The organism is Pedobacter sp. GQ55, from assembly GCF_059758925.1.
Map to the genome: position 1 here is coordinate 782,794 of NZ_JCAXEI010000003.1, position 14,651 is coordinate 797,444.

The window sequence follows — 14,651 nt, forward strand, 5'->3', positions numbered from 1 at the left end:
ACAACAATGAGGGGCAACTATGACAAATGAGCGGGTAAATTGTGTCAATATTTTCCTTGATCAGGCTAAAGTACTACCTTTAGCCTATAACAGACCTCTTAGGCTATGCACACTTACACGCTCTCTCTAGAAGATGTAGTAACCTACAATCAATACAATGTATCTTTAAAAAAGAAAACAGGGATTCAGAAATTAAGGCTCATTTTCTCCATTTACTTCTTCTTGCTTGGTATCGCTAGTTTCATATATGTTGAAAGTTACACAATGGGTGCAGTTTTTATTGGCATTGCATTATTATACCCACTCCTGGCTCCAATGTTTACAAAATGGGCTTATACCAATGCTTTTAAAAAAATTATTCTTACAGATTGTAGGGGCCTAATTGATGCTCCTAATACGCTTAGCGTAGCTGACAATAAAATTGTTATTCAAGATCAGGCAGGAATATTTTACTATAACCTATCTGCTGTTGAATCTGCGAGCGAAATCGCTACACATTTTTTTATCAAGTTTAACAACAGTGATGTGTGTATTGTTCCAAAAACAGAAATAGAACTGGCGCAGACAATCAGAGCACTGATTACCGAAAACAATCTGCCGTATGTGATTCAGCTTGATTGGAAGTACTAAGTCTTTTTCTTCATACTTTGCAGACCAAGTATACGTTTTACTGTGAATTTGGAGTTGTTATTTCCTAAGTGCCCATAGCCGGGATCATCATCCTCAAAAGTCCCTACAACATCCATTAATAGATACTTTATTGGATAATTTCTGTGAACATCTTTTAATTGTTTGATAAATTTAGAGCTAATGACAACATCTTCTGGTATATCTAAATAAGCATCTATTTCATCACAGCCTTTTTCTGATTTAAGGCTCCAATATTCCTCCATACAACTATAGACAAATCTAGTATATACTAATTCTTTTTTATACTCTAGGACTTCACATGCATCTATATACTCAGGATATTTCACACTAAGACCCACTAGGGGAAAAATTATTTCTGATTATTTCTGATTTTTTCTGTCCAAAAATGGAAAGACAAAGAAAAATCAGGCCGAAAGCTAAAATGAACCTCATAATAAAAAGTGTGATGTTTAAGCTAATAGTAATATAAGTAATAATTATGCGATTATTCCGACAAACAGTAATGGTCATATTGTTTATGGTTAAATAGATCTATTCCTTACAACTCATTTTATCTTATGTTTGCAATCTCCATGTCCAAAAAAAGAAGGAACTTTTCGATGCAACAAACTATTCATAAAAATTACAAGATTGCCGCCTACCTAATCTTTACAGCATCGGCAGTTACATTAACAAATCACGTTCTACATCATGCTAAGCATATTGCCACAGGAAATCTTGCACTTGAAACAACACTCTTAATTGCTATTTTGGGGTATTTTGCGACTCTAGGCAAGGTTTGGTTAAAGTGGGTTCTAACTTTTATCACCGTAATTAGTGTGTTTGCCTTACAGCCTATTTTAAAGGATTTTGATGCTTATCCAACCTATGGTATATTAAGTGTTATTGCTTGTGTTCTACAGATTATTGCCATGCCATTTTTGTTTTTGGCACCTAAGGAGATTGTTAAATAAGCTTTTCACCCCAAACCGTTATAACCAAGGTTCTTTCACACCCATAATTACGATGCTCGCAAAGATATATCCCCTGCCAAATACCCAATGCAAACCTTGCATTACGAATGGGTATAGTCACTGAGCTACCCAAAATTGACGATTTTAAATGTGCAGGCATATCGTCAGGACCTTCATAGTCATGCTCATAATCCGGATCATCTTCCTGAACCGTCTTATTAAAGAAAGTTTCAAAATCCCTACGAACAGTCGGATCCGCATTTTCATTAATGGTAAGGGAGGCCGAAGTATGTTGAATAAATACCTGGCAAATCCCGGTTTTTAATAATTTAATTTCTGGCAAGTCCTTTTCGACCTCATCAGTAATCAGGTGAAACCCCCTTTTTCTTGCTCGAAGCGTTAATATTGTTTGAAAGATTTCCATAAATTATGATTTCACGTTAGATTATTAAAGTGCAAAATAAAACGTTTTTTATGAGTTAATAATCATCATTTCATCAGGATTCGAAAGACACTATCTATTATTACAATATCCATTAGCAGGTATAATATTTCTCATAATTAAACTACAAGAAACAAATTGTTTTAATTTTAAATTAGTGAGAAACTATTTTCACACAGGAGAATGTGATTTTTGAAATCAAAAAAAATTGAAAAAAGATGATGGTTATCTTATTTATGGAACCATGTTGCCCTTTGGATCTGCCCCGTACTCATTCTCTCCCTCTTCACCTTTATAAAACAGCAATATCAACCCATAAAACGGCAGCAACTGCCACCAGCCATTCACGCCTTTATCATGACAACGTTTGGCTCCTTGAGCAAAAATGAACCAGGCAAGAGGAATATATATAATCAATATCACCGCTTTTTCAATTTCGTCCCCCATTAATATATAAGGCGCAATTAGAAAATATGGTACAATAAATATCAGATTGCTGAGCCCATACTCCAGCCTTCTAATCCGGCCATTAAAAGAAAAGGGATTTTTAAACATAAAGAAGCGTCTGTTTAGATTAATTCAAATATTATAAAAATACCTTATAAAAACAATGGCTAACTCACGTAAAACTGGAAACTAAAAACATTTCAAAAAGATGATGGTTATCCTATTATGGAAGCAATAATCTCATCTTTACTTGAATTGCTTGATGAACTATACGTTGGTCCTGCAAGCAACTACACCTGGGTAATAGATAGGTACCCGGGACATGGTTTTACCAAAGCAATTGAACAGATCGATGCCGAACAGGCCTCAACACCTACTGTTGAAGGTGGATCAACGATCGCAGCGCACACTGAACATTTAAGATGGAGTATTCGTGTAGCACTAGAATTCTTCGACGGAAAAATGCCTTCGCCCGATTGGGCCGAAAGTTGGAGAATCCGCAAGGTAAATGATCAGGAATGGCAAAAACTACAACAAGACCTGCTAAGCGCCTATGAGGATCTGAGAACAGCAATTGCAGAAAGAAAAGATTGGACAGATCAACAGTTTAGCCAAGGCACACTGGCCTTAATTCCGCATGCGGCTTATCATTTGGGGGCGATTAAACAATTGATAATTGCGACAAGTTAAATGCCGCCCTGAAAGATTAGTGAACAGCAAAATTATCTTAACTTAGCGCAAAAAAATATCATCTAGTGTTCGAAGTTTTTAAGGCATATGTACGCCGACAAACAACTATTAGCGACGAGGAGCTTGTCATACTGGAAAGCCATGCCAAGTTCAAAAAACTGCGCAAAAAACAATACCTGCTGCAGGAAGGCGATGTATGTCGCTACCATTGTTTTATAGCTAGTGGCCTAATGCGTACTTATTCTGTTGATGGTAAGGGAAACGAGCACATCATCCGCTTTGCTACTAAAGACTGGTGGATCAGCGATCGCGAAAGTCTGCTTTTTGGTGTACCTTCTAAATTTAACATTGATGCCATTGAAGAATCAGAACTTATCCTGTTCGACAAGGATGAGATGAAAGTCGCCATGGAAACTGTGCCTGTTTTTGGTCAGCTGGTTACCGATATTTTGAACAAGAGCTTTGTGATAAACCAGAACCGGATTCATGAGGTGATCAGCAGCACGGCAGAAGAGAAATACCAGAACTTTGTAAAACGCTATCCTGATTTCGCACTGCGTGTACCGCAGGCTATGATTGCCTCTTATTTGGGCATAACACCCGAAACACTGAGCCGTTTACGCAATCCTAAGCCTAAGAAATAAGCCTCTGGATTGACATTTGTCAATTTTTTTCTTAACAAACCTCATCGTTTGGAACATTGCATATTAGCCAATTTTGCTTCGTCAGCCGGGTGAACCACTGACCAAAAAATAAGCAAAATCATGTCACGTAAATTAGAGAACAAAGTAGCCGTAATAACCGGTGCAACCAGCGGAATGGCTCTGGCTACTGCCAAATTATTTGTAGAAGAAGGTGCCTATGTATATATCACCGGCCGCAGACAGGAACAATTGGATGCAGCAGTAAAACATATAGGTAAAAATGTAACGGGTGTCCGCGCTGATTCTGGCAATTTGTATGATCTGGATCGTTTATACGAGATCGTTAAAAAAGAAAAAGGCCATATAGATGTATTGTATGCCAGCTCTGGTGTAGGGCATTTCGGCATCGGCATTGATGCCATTACGCCCGAAGAGTATGACCGTGTATTCGACATCAATGTTAAAGGAACCATTTTTACCGTACAGAAAGCACTGCCACTATTGGCTGAGGGCGCATCTATCATCATGACGGGTTCCATAGCCAGTGTGAAAGGTTTCCCTGGAATGGGCATATACAGTGCCAGCAAAGCTGCTATCCGTTCACTTGCCCGCACCTGGACACTCGACCTGCAAGCCCGTAAGATTCGTGTAAATGTACTTAGTCCGGGTTCTATTGACACTGCTACCTTTGATGGTGTACCACAGGAAATCAGGGATTCATTTACAGAGAAGATTCCGATGGGCCGTTTTGGCACTTCTGAAGAGATTGCTAGCACCGCCCTATTCCTCGCTTCTAACGATTCTACCTTTATTACAGGTATTGAACTGTTTGTGGATGGTGGTACGGCTCAGATTTAAGGTATTGGATTGTTACGCCAGGTTTCTGGCGTAACAATTTATTTACTAGTTGTTGAGAGTTCAATTTCATAAATCTTAGGCCAGAGCTTGCCTGTAACCAGTATCTTTTTAGTTTCGGGGTTATAGGCAATTCCATTGGTTTCCTGAGCTTTTGGATTGATTCTTATTGCACTGTCCTTAAGCATAGTTAAATCGAGCTTACCAATAACTTTACCGTTTGCCGGATCAATCTTAACGATCTCATCTTTGGTCCAGATATTGGCGTAAATAAAGCCTTCTATATATTCCAGTTCGTTTAGGTTTCGTAGTGCATAGCCATTCTCTGAAACCGACAGCTTTTTGATAATTTGAAAGTTAGCAGGATTAACATAATTAAGTACCTCTGTGCCATCGCTCATAATAATATTGAAGCCATCGGTGGTGAGTCCCCAACCCTCTGTATTTGTAAAAGTATATTGCCCTAACTTTTTAAAGGTTTGTGCATCGTATACAAAGCATGTTTGATTTTTATAGGTAAGCTGAAAAAGTTTGTTATTTAAGAACACTATGCCTTCTCCAAAGTAAACGCTCTTATCAAGCTTGATCATCTGATCAATACTTCCATTTGCAAGATCAACGATCCCTATAATAGATTCTGTTTCTGGAAACTCTTCTGGTGATCCTGTACTTTCGTACAAAGATCCGTTGTGAAACAAGAAACCTTCTGTAAAAGCGTTAGTACTATGTGGGAAGCTTGATTTAATAGAATAACTAATTTCGGGTGTTGTAGCGGCAACTGGCTGTTCTTTATCTGAAGAGTTTCCGTTACAAGCTATGATTACCGTTAGCAATAGAAAATATAATATATTCTTCATCCTCTATAAAGAATTTACTATTTTAAAAATTGTCCACGACAAGAAGAAAACAAGGCCGATTACAAATATTCTTTGTCCGTGTTTTCTAACTGGATCTGTATAACCGTAAACACTTTCACCATTGGGCAACGTCTTTTTGTGATTCATCAAGTGCCAACCTATAAAAACACCAAAGAGTCCTCCCAGAACAGCGAAAACATAACCCGCATAAATCCATCCCCTATTGTATTCCTCAGGTTTTGCTAGCTCTTCTAGTCGTTGACCTTTTAGTGCTTTGATATCTTCAGGCTTCAGATTGTGACCTCGAGATTGTAATATTGACTGTGCTAACTGGAAATCAAATTTACTCCATTCGTCGCTTTTAGTTACAACTTCAATTAATTCCTCGTCAGTGAAATCGAAAAGATAATAACTCTCATCAGTATTTTCAATTTGAGTTTTCGCAGCCTCTAAAAGTAATGCATCTGCACTTTCAAAATCTTTTTGGCGTAATTTCAACCTAAATTCCTGATTTAACTGACTGTTAGTAAAAGTCAAATCAAAGACAACGGAATTGTCTTCAATTAAATGTTCTATACCGTTCTCTTCTAACAACGATGCTATTTCCGCTACTTGCGCTTCTTCATTATACTTTTGATAGGTTAAAAATTCCTCATTGCTCATGTTGCTATATCTCCTAAATTTTTCTTGATTATAAAGATATATGGAGGTTACCATATATCTGAAATAAATATTTATATTTCGGTACGCAATCTCAGAACTCACATGAACAGGTATATAAGGCTACGCCCCCGGTCAAAAAGTAAAGTCATTTGGACTTTAGTACTTAGCTCGATAATTCTTTTTTGCATTTACATTGGTATTTTTCAATTGCATTATTACAACAAAGAGTCCGTAGCTTCTACGTTGCTGTTGGTTGTTGGAAATTGTTTTATCATTTTGCAAATGATATGGCTTGAAACAAGCAACCTGCTAATTAGAACTCTTTGTGGTTTTCTTTTACTTGTAGCTGTTAGATTTAGTGCATTAGGAGTTTTGCAGATACAGAAACTCTATTATGTGCTACAATTGGAAAATCATGGTAAAATAGTAGATGGAAAAGTATTATTGGTGCGGTCGTCGGAGTCCTCTTTGTTTTACAACCACTGTTTGTTTTACAACCATTATATGGTAGTTCGTTATGCTTTAAATAATGAAAACTTTGAACGAAAAATAAATGACGAGAACCAAAGATTCAGTGAAGGAGACAATCTGACACTTCGGATATCAACTAAGCATCCGGGAATACTTCAGGTCGTGCAGTAGTCGGATTATCCCATGAGTAGTTAATCATAGTAAGTGAAATTGATATTAAGTATTTCATTTATATTGCGGGCATGATACCCCGAGGCAAACTATACATCAGCAATAAAGATCTATTTACTGGCATCTACTATTGTTTTGCTGATTATTTTAGACCTCAAAAAACAGAGATTGCTGACAAAAACGGTAAAAAGTTGATCTGCCTTTCTGTACGTACGGGTTTTGATCTGGTTCTAAATGCATTAAATTTTCCGGTAGGCTCTGAAATTTTAGTAACTGACATCAACATCCCAGACATGTTTAAAATTATAGCTGGCCATAATCTAACCGCTATTTCCTTGCCCGTAAATAAGCAAACATTAAATATATCGCCTGCAGAGCTGGAATCTGCAATAACGCCAACCACAAAAGCCATACTGATCACGCATCTTTTTGGCGCAATTATGGACACTGATGAGTTAATTGCCATTGCCAGGAAATACAATTTGATTGTATTTGAAGACTGTGCCCAGGCCTACGCCGGTAATTTATATGAAGGCAACCCCGAGTCGGATGTGGTAATGTTTAGTTTTGGCCTTATTAAAACAAATACTTCTGTCCGTGGTGCAATAATCAACATCAAAGATCCAGCTTTACATGCCAACGTTTCAACTATAAATGAGCAATATGATAAACAGGACACTTCAAGTTTTCTAAAAAAGCTATTTAAGGCCGCACTGGTAAAGCTCCTTATCACTAAAGCCATTTACACTGGATTTTATAGCCTTACCAAGGCAAGTGGAAAAGATTTTGAAGAGGTATTGGCTGGCTTTACCAAGGGGTTCCCTGGTGATGATATTTTTAAACAAATTCGTTATCGCCCCTGCTTGCCAAACATAAAACTATTACAGAAAAAGCTGGACAATTTTAAACCGCATGATATTGCTACAAGAATACAGTTGGCCAAAGATATTTTACCGCACATCCCTAACGATTACAAAATCGGAACACTAAATACAAAACATACTTATTGGGTACTGCCTGTTGAGTCCAATGATCCATTACGGTTTATCTCCTACCTGCGTAGTAATGGTTTTGATGCTTCGCAAAAGGCGTCGAGCTTAGTAAAGCACAGCGCCTCTCCCACAGTCGCTAACGCTGAAGACCTAATGCTGGATAATCTTGTTTACTTGCCTGCCTATCCTGCTATGAACAAGAAAGACCGGAACAAGCTGACCAGGCTATTAATTGAATTCTAGAGGTATAAACTACATTAACTATGCTGTGACCAGATTTTAATTCTAATTAACGGGAAGGAGCACTTTTATTTCCGTTGCAATATTTTCTATTGAGCTGATGGCAATGCTCCCGCGATGCAGGCGGATTATATTTAAGGACAGTGGTAGGCCAATCCCATATCCCTTAAAGTCCGAGGTATTTGAGGCTCTATAAAAAGGTTCAAAAATATGCTGTACATCACCGGGAGGTATACCAATTCCTTGATCTTTTACGGCAATTGACAATATGTTTAGCTTACTTTCTAATGTTACCAATACGGGTTTATTGTTAGAATATTTGCAGGCATTGCTAACAATGTTTGCTATAGCTAGCTTCAGTAGATTAATATTTGCTTTTATCGTTATCTGGTCTTCATCGGCTGGCAGGTTACTAAAATCGATTTCAATTTTACTTTCCGGATGCACCTGGTTAACTGTGCGTTTGATATCCCAAAGCAATTCATCAATTCTTACCAGTTCCCAAGGGTGGTTTTTACCATTGAAGCCTGTTTGAGCCAATCCTAACAAACTTGTAAGGATATGCTCCAGTCGATCCGATTCGTCTTTTATTTTGGCAAGAGCCAAATAGCGATCCTGACCATCAGCGTCTGATTTCATTGCAAGTTCGACCTCGCCACTAATAATAGTCAGCGGTGTTCTTAACTCGTGTGAAGCATTGCTTATAAAATTGTTCTGTGTTTCGAAAGCTGTCTCTAACCTGTTCAACATATTGTTAAAGGTTTGTGAGAGTTGAGCCATTTCATCAGTACCGTATACATCAAGCCTTAGGTGTAGATTTTCTGCCTTTATTTTCTTTACACTTTTAATAATCTTTCTTAAGGGATTAAGCATGTAGTTGGAGAATTTCCAGCCAACTATAAAGGACATTATTATAGACAGAAAAAAACCAGCGATTAGGGTTTTCTGCAAATCTTTTAGTTCTCTAAACCCAAAGGGATCGTTGGCCGAAACAATAATAATACGATCTTGTTGATTACCAGTAAAATATTTTCCAACATAAAAATGATTTTCTTTACGATAACGGGCCACTTTGAATTTCTTAATTTTATCGTAAAAACTCGATGGCAATTCGACACCTAATTTTACACTATTGATGTCACCCTTTTCAATAACAAATTCTTTTTCATCCGGTAAACGTTCTAAATATTGATTACGGACTTTTGCATACATGTTGTCATTTTTATCTTCGGCAAGTCTAATTTCCGCAGCGATGTTAACTCTGGCTTCTAGTCTTTTATAAAAATCTTCAAAAGCAAAATCGTTAGCAAAATACCAGACAAAACCACTCAACAAAGAAATGATAATTGCCGATAAAATAGCGAAAAGGAGTGTTATTTTTCTTGCTATACTCATTATGTATCTTTATATTTTCTCATCTCTACAAAGATTCTAATATTTGGCTGTAATCAAAATATTGGACTTCAAAACAGTAAAGCATATCTCTTTTTTTTCAAAAAAAAGACACATTGCGTTTACTTAGCTTAATCTAATTAATTCCAAGATACCTTTGGCTTATTACCTGATGAACAATTGGCTCAGTAATTTTGAGTTCAGAAGCACCATATCATTGTCTATTGTACTGATATCTATTGCAGCAATCATAACTTTTCTAAGGGTCGGTTTTCATTCCATCTTCGTTATTTAAATGATCAGGATAAATTAAATCCAATCAGTATTTCTACCTTGGTGTCAACAGGTTTCCCCTCAATGTAAACGGGCAGCCAATCCTGGGGCATCAAGTGGAATACACGCAAGGCTTCAGCTTCTAATCCACCGCCCAGATTAGTGAGTGTAACTGCATCCCTGACTTTGCCATCTGCGCTGATCGCGAATTGGATTCTTACTCTTCCTGTAATGTTCTTTTGCTGGGCTTCTGCAGGATAACGCACACAACTCACCAGTACTTGCCTAATTTTTGCATCACCACCCAGATAGATGTTCTGGATTGGCAGATCTTTGGATGTTCCATTGCTAGGATCAATGATAGTGATCCGATCCAGAAGTTGGGACTTATCTCCTTCAAGTTCTGTATGCTTGTCAAAATCGTATTTCTGAACGACTCTTCCTCTATAGGAACTGATCCAGACTCCGGAACGCACACCTTTGGTATACTGTCCTTTTTCCTCGTAACCTCGGAAACTAGAAAAATAGTCGCCATGCCTGGTTTCAGGTTGCGATTGTAACACGGTATAGTTCTCTTTGTCGGTGTAGCAATCCCGATTGACTGTCTGTTTGACCTTATTGAGGTTCTGAGACATCGATGATAGTGTCAGAAAGCAAAGCACTGCGGTTGGAATAAGGGCGTTAAGTGGTTTGTTCATGTTTTTTTATATTTCGATTATTAATTCTTTATTATAACCATTATATTTTTCGTTAAGATACCCGTGTGGATTACAGATAATTTCTGTCTGATCAATCTTATACCTTGTTGGGGTATGAATGTGTCCGTGTATCCAATATAATGGTTTATACTTCATAATGAATTCCTCAAGATTAGAAGCATATGCAGAGGTTACCGGATCGGATTTATATAGATCAGGAACAGATTCTATACTCGGCGCATGATGAGTGATAATCACATTTTTGTAATCGCTTGATTCCTCCAAACTTTCCTGTAGCCATGTTTTAGAGAATTGATGAATCTTAAAGGTATCAATAGATCTTAGTTTAGAATATGAGGGGTCTCTACGAATTAGTTTATAGTCATTCATCTTTGTCTGACAGATAATCCCATATTCAACAGGGTTTCCAAACAAAGAAAAGTCAGTCCATAAGGTTGCCCCGTGAAACCGTATTCCATTGAACTCAATTCTATCATTTTCAAGAACTGTCACATTTGAGCCCACTGATGCTTTGATGATTTTATGAAGTGTGTTTGGATAACTACCCTTATAGTATTCGTGATTTCCAAGAATATAGATTACAGGTTTGTTCGGAATATATTTTTTAACCCATTCAATCCCTTTTGTCCCAAGGTTCGTATCACCCGCTAAAACGATCATATCAGCATTTTCAAAGTTTAAATCTGAAATTCCAAATTCTTGATGAAGGTCACTTATTATCTGTATCCGCATTTGTCAAAATTTCTTCACTGGAACCTTAATAGTTCTATGCACAATTATTCTTGTTAAGCTTCGTTCACAGACTTCAGCAGCGGAACTTATTTCAGCAGAATAATTTTCTTTGAACTCTGACAATATAAGAAACCTATTAATCATGACGAGTAGCGTTAAGTGACTTGTTTATATTAATGGAATATGAGTCTAATCTAATTAAAATTACAGATTAAATAACTTACAGTTAAAGCTTTCGTGATCTCGACCCTAAAAGAGACCTCTTGGTTATGCCAGTTCAAGAGATCTCCTAGGGTCGAGACGGCCAAGGGATGACGAGAGATCAAATACTGTCCGACACTGTACACCTGTAGTTCGATAATGAACGGTTTTATTATTGAACTATAATTAAAATGCTGTCTATAGCAAAATAAAAGACATACCCACTCTTGGCACAAACTTGGTAAATTGCAGATCAATTGTATTTAATTGATAGATCAATACAGCCATGTTCAGACTGAATTTAAAAATCGCTTTGCGTAATCTCTGGAGAAATAAGACTTCTTCGGTGATTAATATTATTGGTCTGGCAATAGGTTTGGCCTCCTGCCTTTTATTGCTCTTGTACGTGAACTATGAATGGAATTACAACAAGCAATTCAAAGATTCCGACAAGGTTTATCAGGTACTGATCAATTTCCAGGATGCATCTGGAAAGATCACCAGTACGGGTGGTCAGCCGGGGAATGTCATCCACGCAGCAATCAGAGAACGTGCTCCGGAAATTGATGCGGTAGCACGAATCACCGGAGGCGGGCAAATACTCATTGGCAATGGCAGAAAAAGTTTTAAAAAGGTAGCAATATTTGCAGAACCTGAAATACTGAAGATCTTCAATTACGAATTTATAACTGGCAATCCCGCTACAGCACTTGATGCCCCGAATTCCGTCGTTATCACGGAACAGACTGCAAAGCTGTTATTTGGCGGGGTCAATGTGCTCAACAAAAGTATCAAATACGAAAACAACAGGGATTTGACGATTACCGGTGTGATCAAAGATTTTCCAGCCAATACCTCCATTAAGTTCGATTATATCTTGCCCTGGTCTTTCTTGGAGTCGATAAATGGAAATGTCAAAATTTGGAACTGGAGTGACTTCAGCTGGCCGGTGATGGTCAAGATAAACGACCCCGCAAAAGTCGATTTGATCAACAGCAAAATTAAAGGCTTGTTTAATGAGCGAACTCCTGATACCAGGGGGGAGAATTTCTTATTTCCATTCTCTAAAACACACCTCTATAGTAAATTCGTTAACGGAAAAAGTGTTGGTGGTGACATAGAAAAAATTTATCTGTTTATTGGTTTAGCCGTTGGCATCTTATTGATCGCCTGCATCAATTTTATGAATATGGCGACTGCCAAATCCGAACGCAGGGCAAAGGAAGTGGGTATCAAGAAAACCATTGGCGCCACAAAGTATTCGCTGGTGATGCAGTTTCTTACGGAAGCGATGGTACTGACCTTTGGAAGTGTATTACTGGCTATGACGACTGTTGAACTGACTTTGCCCATGTTCAACAATTTGCTGGGTATAGATATTGTAATAGATTATGGTAACATCTGGTATTGGGTAGTAGTTTTTGGGGTGGTATTGGTAACTGGGTTGCTATCAGGATTATATCCTGCGTTGTTCCTCTCTGCTTTTAGCCCGGTTCAAACTTTAAAAAGAAAGGCAGCAAGGGCAAAGGCAGTCCCAGTGAATTTGAGGCAGGTATTGGTTGTGGGTCAGTTTTGCTTTGCCATTATGCTGATCATCGCCACACTGGTGATTTACAAACAGATCGGTTTTATTAAAGACAGGCCGATCGGCTACGACACAAATCTACTGGCAGAAATGCCGCAGGAGGGCGAGCTCTCTCACAAATTTGAGGTCTTTAAATCGGAGGTATTGAAGACAGGGGCCGTTATTGCAGTGAACCAGTCCGCTGGTAGTCTTTCTGACGTGAGTAACTGGTTCACGGGTTTCGAATGGCCAAACAGACCTCCAGGGGCAGAGGATATTCGTTTTAACCGCTTGGAAACCGATTATAATTTTGTGAAGACCAGCGGTGTGAAGCTGGTGGCCGGGCGTGATTTTTCTAAAGACTTTGCTTCTGATACGGCAGGGGTTCTGCTGAGCAGCTCGGCGGTGAAAGTGATGAATCTTCAAAGTCCGGTAGGTACCAGAGTAAAACTGAATGGGAACGATTTGCACGTAATTGGGGTATTCAAAGATATCATTTGGGATTCGCCTTATCAGGCTGAAAAACCGATGGTTATCAATTTTAATAGGCATAATGGTTATAGGATCAACATGCGTCTTAATCCGGCCAACAGTTTGAGCCGGAATGTGGAACTGATCTCAGCCGTAGCAAAAAGGCTGAATCCGGCTTATCCGGTCGACATCAAGTTTGTGGATCAGCTGTATGCCGAAAAACTGCAATCTGAAAAGATCCTGGGTATACTGGCCAACTTGTTTGGCGGCATCGCCATATTTATTTCCTGCATGGGGCTTTATGGCCTGGTGGCTTACAGTGCGGAGCAGCGTACGAAGGAATTTGGTGTGCGCCGCGTACTGGGCGCCTCAGTGAGTAATATCATGAGATTGCTATCGGTTTCGTTCCTGAAAATGGTGTTTATCGCTGCTTGTATTGGCGTTCCTCTGGCTTATTACCTGATGAATAAATGGCTCACTAATTTTGAATTCCGGACAAGCATATCATTGACGGTTATACTGATATCAATAGCCGGAACTACAATCATTGCTTTTCTAACAGTTAGTTTCCAGGCTTACAAGGCTGCAAAGGCAAACCCCGTCGAGGCGCTGAAGTATGAGTGATGGGAAGTTGCTTACGACAGCTTTCTTCTGATTCTGCTCAAAGATTGCGGCGTAACATTCAAATAGGATGCAATGTAATTCAGTGGAACGCGGTATGCGATTTGAGGTTGCTCTGACAAAAACACCTGATACCTTTCAACTGCATCTTGTCCTGAATAGGCATTTTTAAGGCGGATTTTTTCCAGCATTCGCTGCTGATGAATCTCATTAACGAGATCGGTCATAAATGGCACTTTTTGATATAGTTCAAGCAAATTCTTTTTGCTAATTGCTAAAACATGGGTATCGCAACATGCCTGGATGCCTTCGCTGGCAATTGTCTCATCATTGAAACTTTGCAATATGGTACAGAATTGCTTGTCATCAATAAAGTAATAAGTAACATCGGTACCCTTTTGGCTGGTGGTAACTATCCTTAAAATGCCTGAAACAATAAAGAAAAGCGTTTTGCATACTTTGTCCCCGGTGAAAAGGTATTCCCCCTCTTTGAAATCCTTATCCTGAAAATACGAGGCAATTATCACAGCTTCATCATTTGTAATGGGTTTAAATGAGCGAAAGAAGGCAATGAGAATTTCCATGGGTTAAGGTATATCTGC

General features: G+C 38.5%; 17 protein-coding genes. 8 read left to right on the forward strand and 9 right to left on the reverse strand.

Features of this window, described 5'->3' with window-relative positions; genetic code table 11:
* Positions 1-105: 105 nt before the first annotated feature.
* Positions 106-630 (forward strand): hypothetical protein, encoded by a 525-nt coding sequence (locus tag AC6CH7_RS12380; RefSeq protein WP_498263014.1) that lies wholly within the window; start codon positions 106-108, stop codon positions 628-630.
* On the opposite strand, the gene AC6CH7_RS12385 is transcribed toward AC6CH7_RS12380, so the two are convergent.
* A complete protein-coding gene (locus AC6CH7_RS12385) occupies positions 627-977 on the reverse strand; it encodes a hypothetical protein (RefSeq protein WP_498263015.1) in 351 nt (116 codons plus the stop codon). The genes AC6CH7_RS12380 and AC6CH7_RS12385 overlap by 4 nt on opposite strands.
* 273 nt (positions 978-1,250) lie before the next feature.
* Between AC6CH7_RS12385 and AC6CH7_RS12390 the strand changes: the two genes are divergently transcribed.
* The gene (locus AC6CH7_RS12390; RefSeq protein ID WP_498263016.1) at positions 1,251-1,604 is read left to right on the forward strand and encodes a hypothetical protein; all 354 of its coding nucleotides are present in this window, start codon (positions 1,251-1,253) and stop codon (positions 1,602-1,604) included.
* On the opposite strand, the gene AC6CH7_RS12395 is transcribed toward AC6CH7_RS12390, so the two are convergent.
* Both AC6CH7_RS12395 and AC6CH7_RS12400 read right to left on the reverse strand, forming a co-directional pair.
* Entirely contained in the window at positions 1,597-2,028 is a 432-nt protein-coding gene (locus AC6CH7_RS12395) for a secondary thiamine-phosphate synthase enzyme YjbQ (protein ID WP_498263017.1), read from the reverse strand. The genes AC6CH7_RS12390 and AC6CH7_RS12395 overlap by 8 nt on opposite strands.
* A gap of 252 nt (positions 2,029-2,280) precedes the next feature.
* Positions 2,281-2,601, reverse strand: coding sequence for a DUF805 domain-containing protein (locus AC6CH7_RS12400; RefSeq protein ID WP_498263018.1), 321 nt, complete (start codon positions 2,599-2,601; stop codon positions 2,281-2,283).
* A gap of 117 nt (positions 2,602-2,718) precedes the next feature.
* Between AC6CH7_RS12400 and AC6CH7_RS12405 the strand changes: the two genes are divergently transcribed.
* The 3 genes from AC6CH7_RS12405 to AC6CH7_RS12415 all read left to right on the forward strand — a co-directional run bounded on the left by AC6CH7_RS12405 (position 2,719) and on the right by AC6CH7_RS12415 (position 4,685).
* Entirely contained in the window at positions 2,719-3,183 is a 465-nt protein-coding gene (locus AC6CH7_RS12405) for a DinB family protein (protein WP_498263019.1), read from the forward strand.
* 65 nt (positions 3,184-3,248) lie between these two features.
* Positions 3,249-3,827, forward strand: a complete 579-nt coding sequence (locus AC6CH7_RS12410; RefSeq protein WP_498263020.1) for a Crp/Fnr family transcriptional regulator — start codon at positions 3,249-3,251, stop codon at positions 3,825-3,827.
* 120 nt (positions 3,828-3,947) lie between these two features.
* Complete coding sequence (locus tag AC6CH7_RS12415) at positions 3,948-4,685, forward strand: SDR family oxidoreductase (protein ID WP_498263021.1); 738 nt, start codon at positions 3,948-3,950, stop codon at positions 4,683-4,685.
* Between the two features lie 38 nt (positions 4,686-4,723).
* Here the strand turns inward: AC6CH7_RS12415 and AC6CH7_RS12420 are convergent, their stop codons facing one another.
* A complete protein-coding gene (locus tag AC6CH7_RS12420) occupies positions 4,724-5,539 on the reverse strand; it encodes a glutaminyl-peptide cyclotransferase (RefSeq protein WP_498263022.1) in 816 nt (271 codons plus the stop codon).
* A gap of 3 nt (positions 5,540-5,542) precedes the next feature.
* The gene (locus tag AC6CH7_RS12425) at positions 5,543-6,202 is read right to left on the reverse strand and encodes a hypothetical protein (protein WP_498263023.1); all 660 of its coding nucleotides are present in this window, start codon (positions 6,200-6,202) and stop codon (positions 5,543-5,545) included.
* Between the two features lie 282 nt (positions 6,203-6,484).
* Here AC6CH7_RS12425 and AC6CH7_RS12430 point away from each other — a divergent pair, with 282 nt between their 5' ends.
* Positions 6,485-6,844, forward strand: a complete 360-nt coding sequence (locus tag AC6CH7_RS12430; protein WP_498263024.1) for a hypothetical protein — start codon at positions 6,485-6,487, stop codon at positions 6,842-6,844.
* Positions 6,845-6,915: 71 nt separating this feature from the next.
* A complete protein-coding gene (locus tag AC6CH7_RS12435) occupies positions 6,916-8,079 on the forward strand; it encodes an aminotransferase class V-fold PLP-dependent enzyme (RefSeq protein ID WP_498263025.1) in 1,164 nt (387 codons plus the stop codon).
* Positions 8,080-8,121: 42 nt separating this feature from the next.
* Here the strand turns inward: AC6CH7_RS12435 and AC6CH7_RS12440 are convergent, their stop codons facing one another.
* From AC6CH7_RS12440 to AC6CH7_RS12450, 3 genes are all read right to left on the reverse strand, one after another.
* The gene (locus tag AC6CH7_RS12440; RefSeq protein WP_498263026.1) at positions 8,122-9,471 is read right to left on the reverse strand and encodes a sensor histidine kinase; all 1,350 of its coding nucleotides are present in this window, start codon (positions 9,469-9,471) and stop codon (positions 8,122-8,124) included.
* A gap of 296 nt (positions 9,472-9,767) precedes the next feature.
* The gene (locus AC6CH7_RS12445) at positions 9,768-10,439 is read right to left on the reverse strand and encodes an energy transducer TonB (RefSeq protein ID WP_498263027.1); all 672 of its coding nucleotides are present in this window, start codon (positions 10,437-10,439) and stop codon (positions 9,768-9,770) included.
* Positions 10,440-10,445: 6 nt separating this feature from the next.
* On the reverse strand, positions 10,446-11,192 hold the full coding sequence (locus AC6CH7_RS12450; RefSeq protein WP_498263028.1) for a metallophosphoesterase: 747 nt from the start codon (positions 11,190-11,192) through the stop codon (positions 10,446-10,448).
* A 487-nt stretch (positions 11,193-11,679) separates the two neighbouring features.
* On the opposite strand from AC6CH7_RS12450, the gene AC6CH7_RS12455 reads away from it, so the two are divergent.
* Positions 11,680-14,052 carry an ABC transporter permease gene (locus tag AC6CH7_RS12455; RefSeq protein WP_498263029.1) on the forward strand — a complete coding sequence of 791 codons (2,373 nt, stop codon included), beginning with the start codon at positions 11,680-11,682 and terminating at the stop codon, positions 14,050-14,052.
* Between the two features lie 11 nt (positions 14,053-14,063).
* Here AC6CH7_RS12455 and AC6CH7_RS12460 read toward each other — a convergent pair whose 3' ends face one another.
* The gene (locus AC6CH7_RS12460) at positions 14,064-14,633 is read right to left on the reverse strand and encodes a Crp/Fnr family transcriptional regulator (protein ID WP_498263030.1); all 570 of its coding nucleotides are present in this window, start codon (positions 14,631-14,633) and stop codon (positions 14,064-14,066) included.
* Positions 14,634-14,651: the final 18 nt, after the last annotated feature.

Bases quoted from the DNA above. Each gene is read 5' to 3' on its own strand.
- AC6CH7_RS12380 (WP_498263014.1), top strand. From the start codon at position 106: ATGCACACTTACACGCTCTCTCTAGAAGATGTAGTAACCTACAATCAA.
- AC6CH7_RS12390 (WP_498263016.1), top strand. From the start codon at position 1,251: ATGCAACAAACTATTCATAAAAATTACAAGATTGCCGCCTACCTAATC.
- AC6CH7_RS12395 (WP_498263017.1), bottom strand. From the start codon at position 2,028: ATGGAAATCTTTCAAACAATATTAACGCTTCGAGCAAGAAAAAGGGGG.
- AC6CH7_RS12400 (WP_498263018.1), bottom strand. From the start codon at position 2,601: ATGTTTAAAAATCCCTTTTCTTTTAATGGCCGGATTAGAAGGCTGGAG.
- AC6CH7_RS12405 (WP_498263019.1), top strand. From the start codon at position 2,719: ATGGAAGCAATAATCTCATCTTTACTTGAATTGCTTGATGAACTATAC.
- AC6CH7_RS12415 (WP_498263021.1), top strand. From the start codon at position 3,948: ATGTCACGTAAATTAGAGAACAAAGTAGCCGTAATAACCGGTGCAACC.
- AC6CH7_RS12420 (WP_498263022.1), bottom strand. From the start codon at position 5,539: ATGAAGAATATATTATATTTTCTATTGCTAACGGTAATCATAGCTTGT.
- AC6CH7_RS12425 (WP_498263023.1), bottom strand. From the start codon at position 6,202: ATGAGCAATGAGGAATTTTTAACCTATCAAAAGTATAATGAAGAAGCG.
- AC6CH7_RS12430 (WP_498263024.1), top strand. From the start codon at position 6,485: ATGATATGGCTTGAAACAAGCAACCTGCTAATTAGAACTCTTTGTGGT.
- AC6CH7_RS12435 (WP_498263025.1), top strand. From the start codon at position 6,916: ATGATACCCCGAGGCAAACTATACATCAGCAATAAAGATCTATTTACT.
- AC6CH7_RS12440 (WP_498263026.1), bottom strand. From the start codon at position 9,471: ATGAGTATAGCAAGAAAAATAACACTCCTTTTCGCTATTTTATCGGCA.
- AC6CH7_RS12445 (WP_498263027.1), bottom strand. From the start codon at position 10,439: ATGAACAAACCACTTAACGCCCTTATTCCAACCGCAGTGCTTTGCTTT.
- AC6CH7_RS12450 (WP_498263028.1), bottom strand. From the start codon at position 11,192: ATGCGGATACAGATAATAAGTGACCTTCATCAAGAATTTGGAATTTCA.
- AC6CH7_RS12455 (WP_498263029.1), top strand. From the start codon at position 11,680: ATGTTCAGACTGAATTTAAAAATCGCTTTGCGTAATCTCTGGAGAAAT.
- AC6CH7_RS12460 (WP_498263030.1), bottom strand. From the start codon at position 14,633: ATGGAAATTCTCATTGCCTTCTTTCGCTCATTTAAACCCATTACAAAT.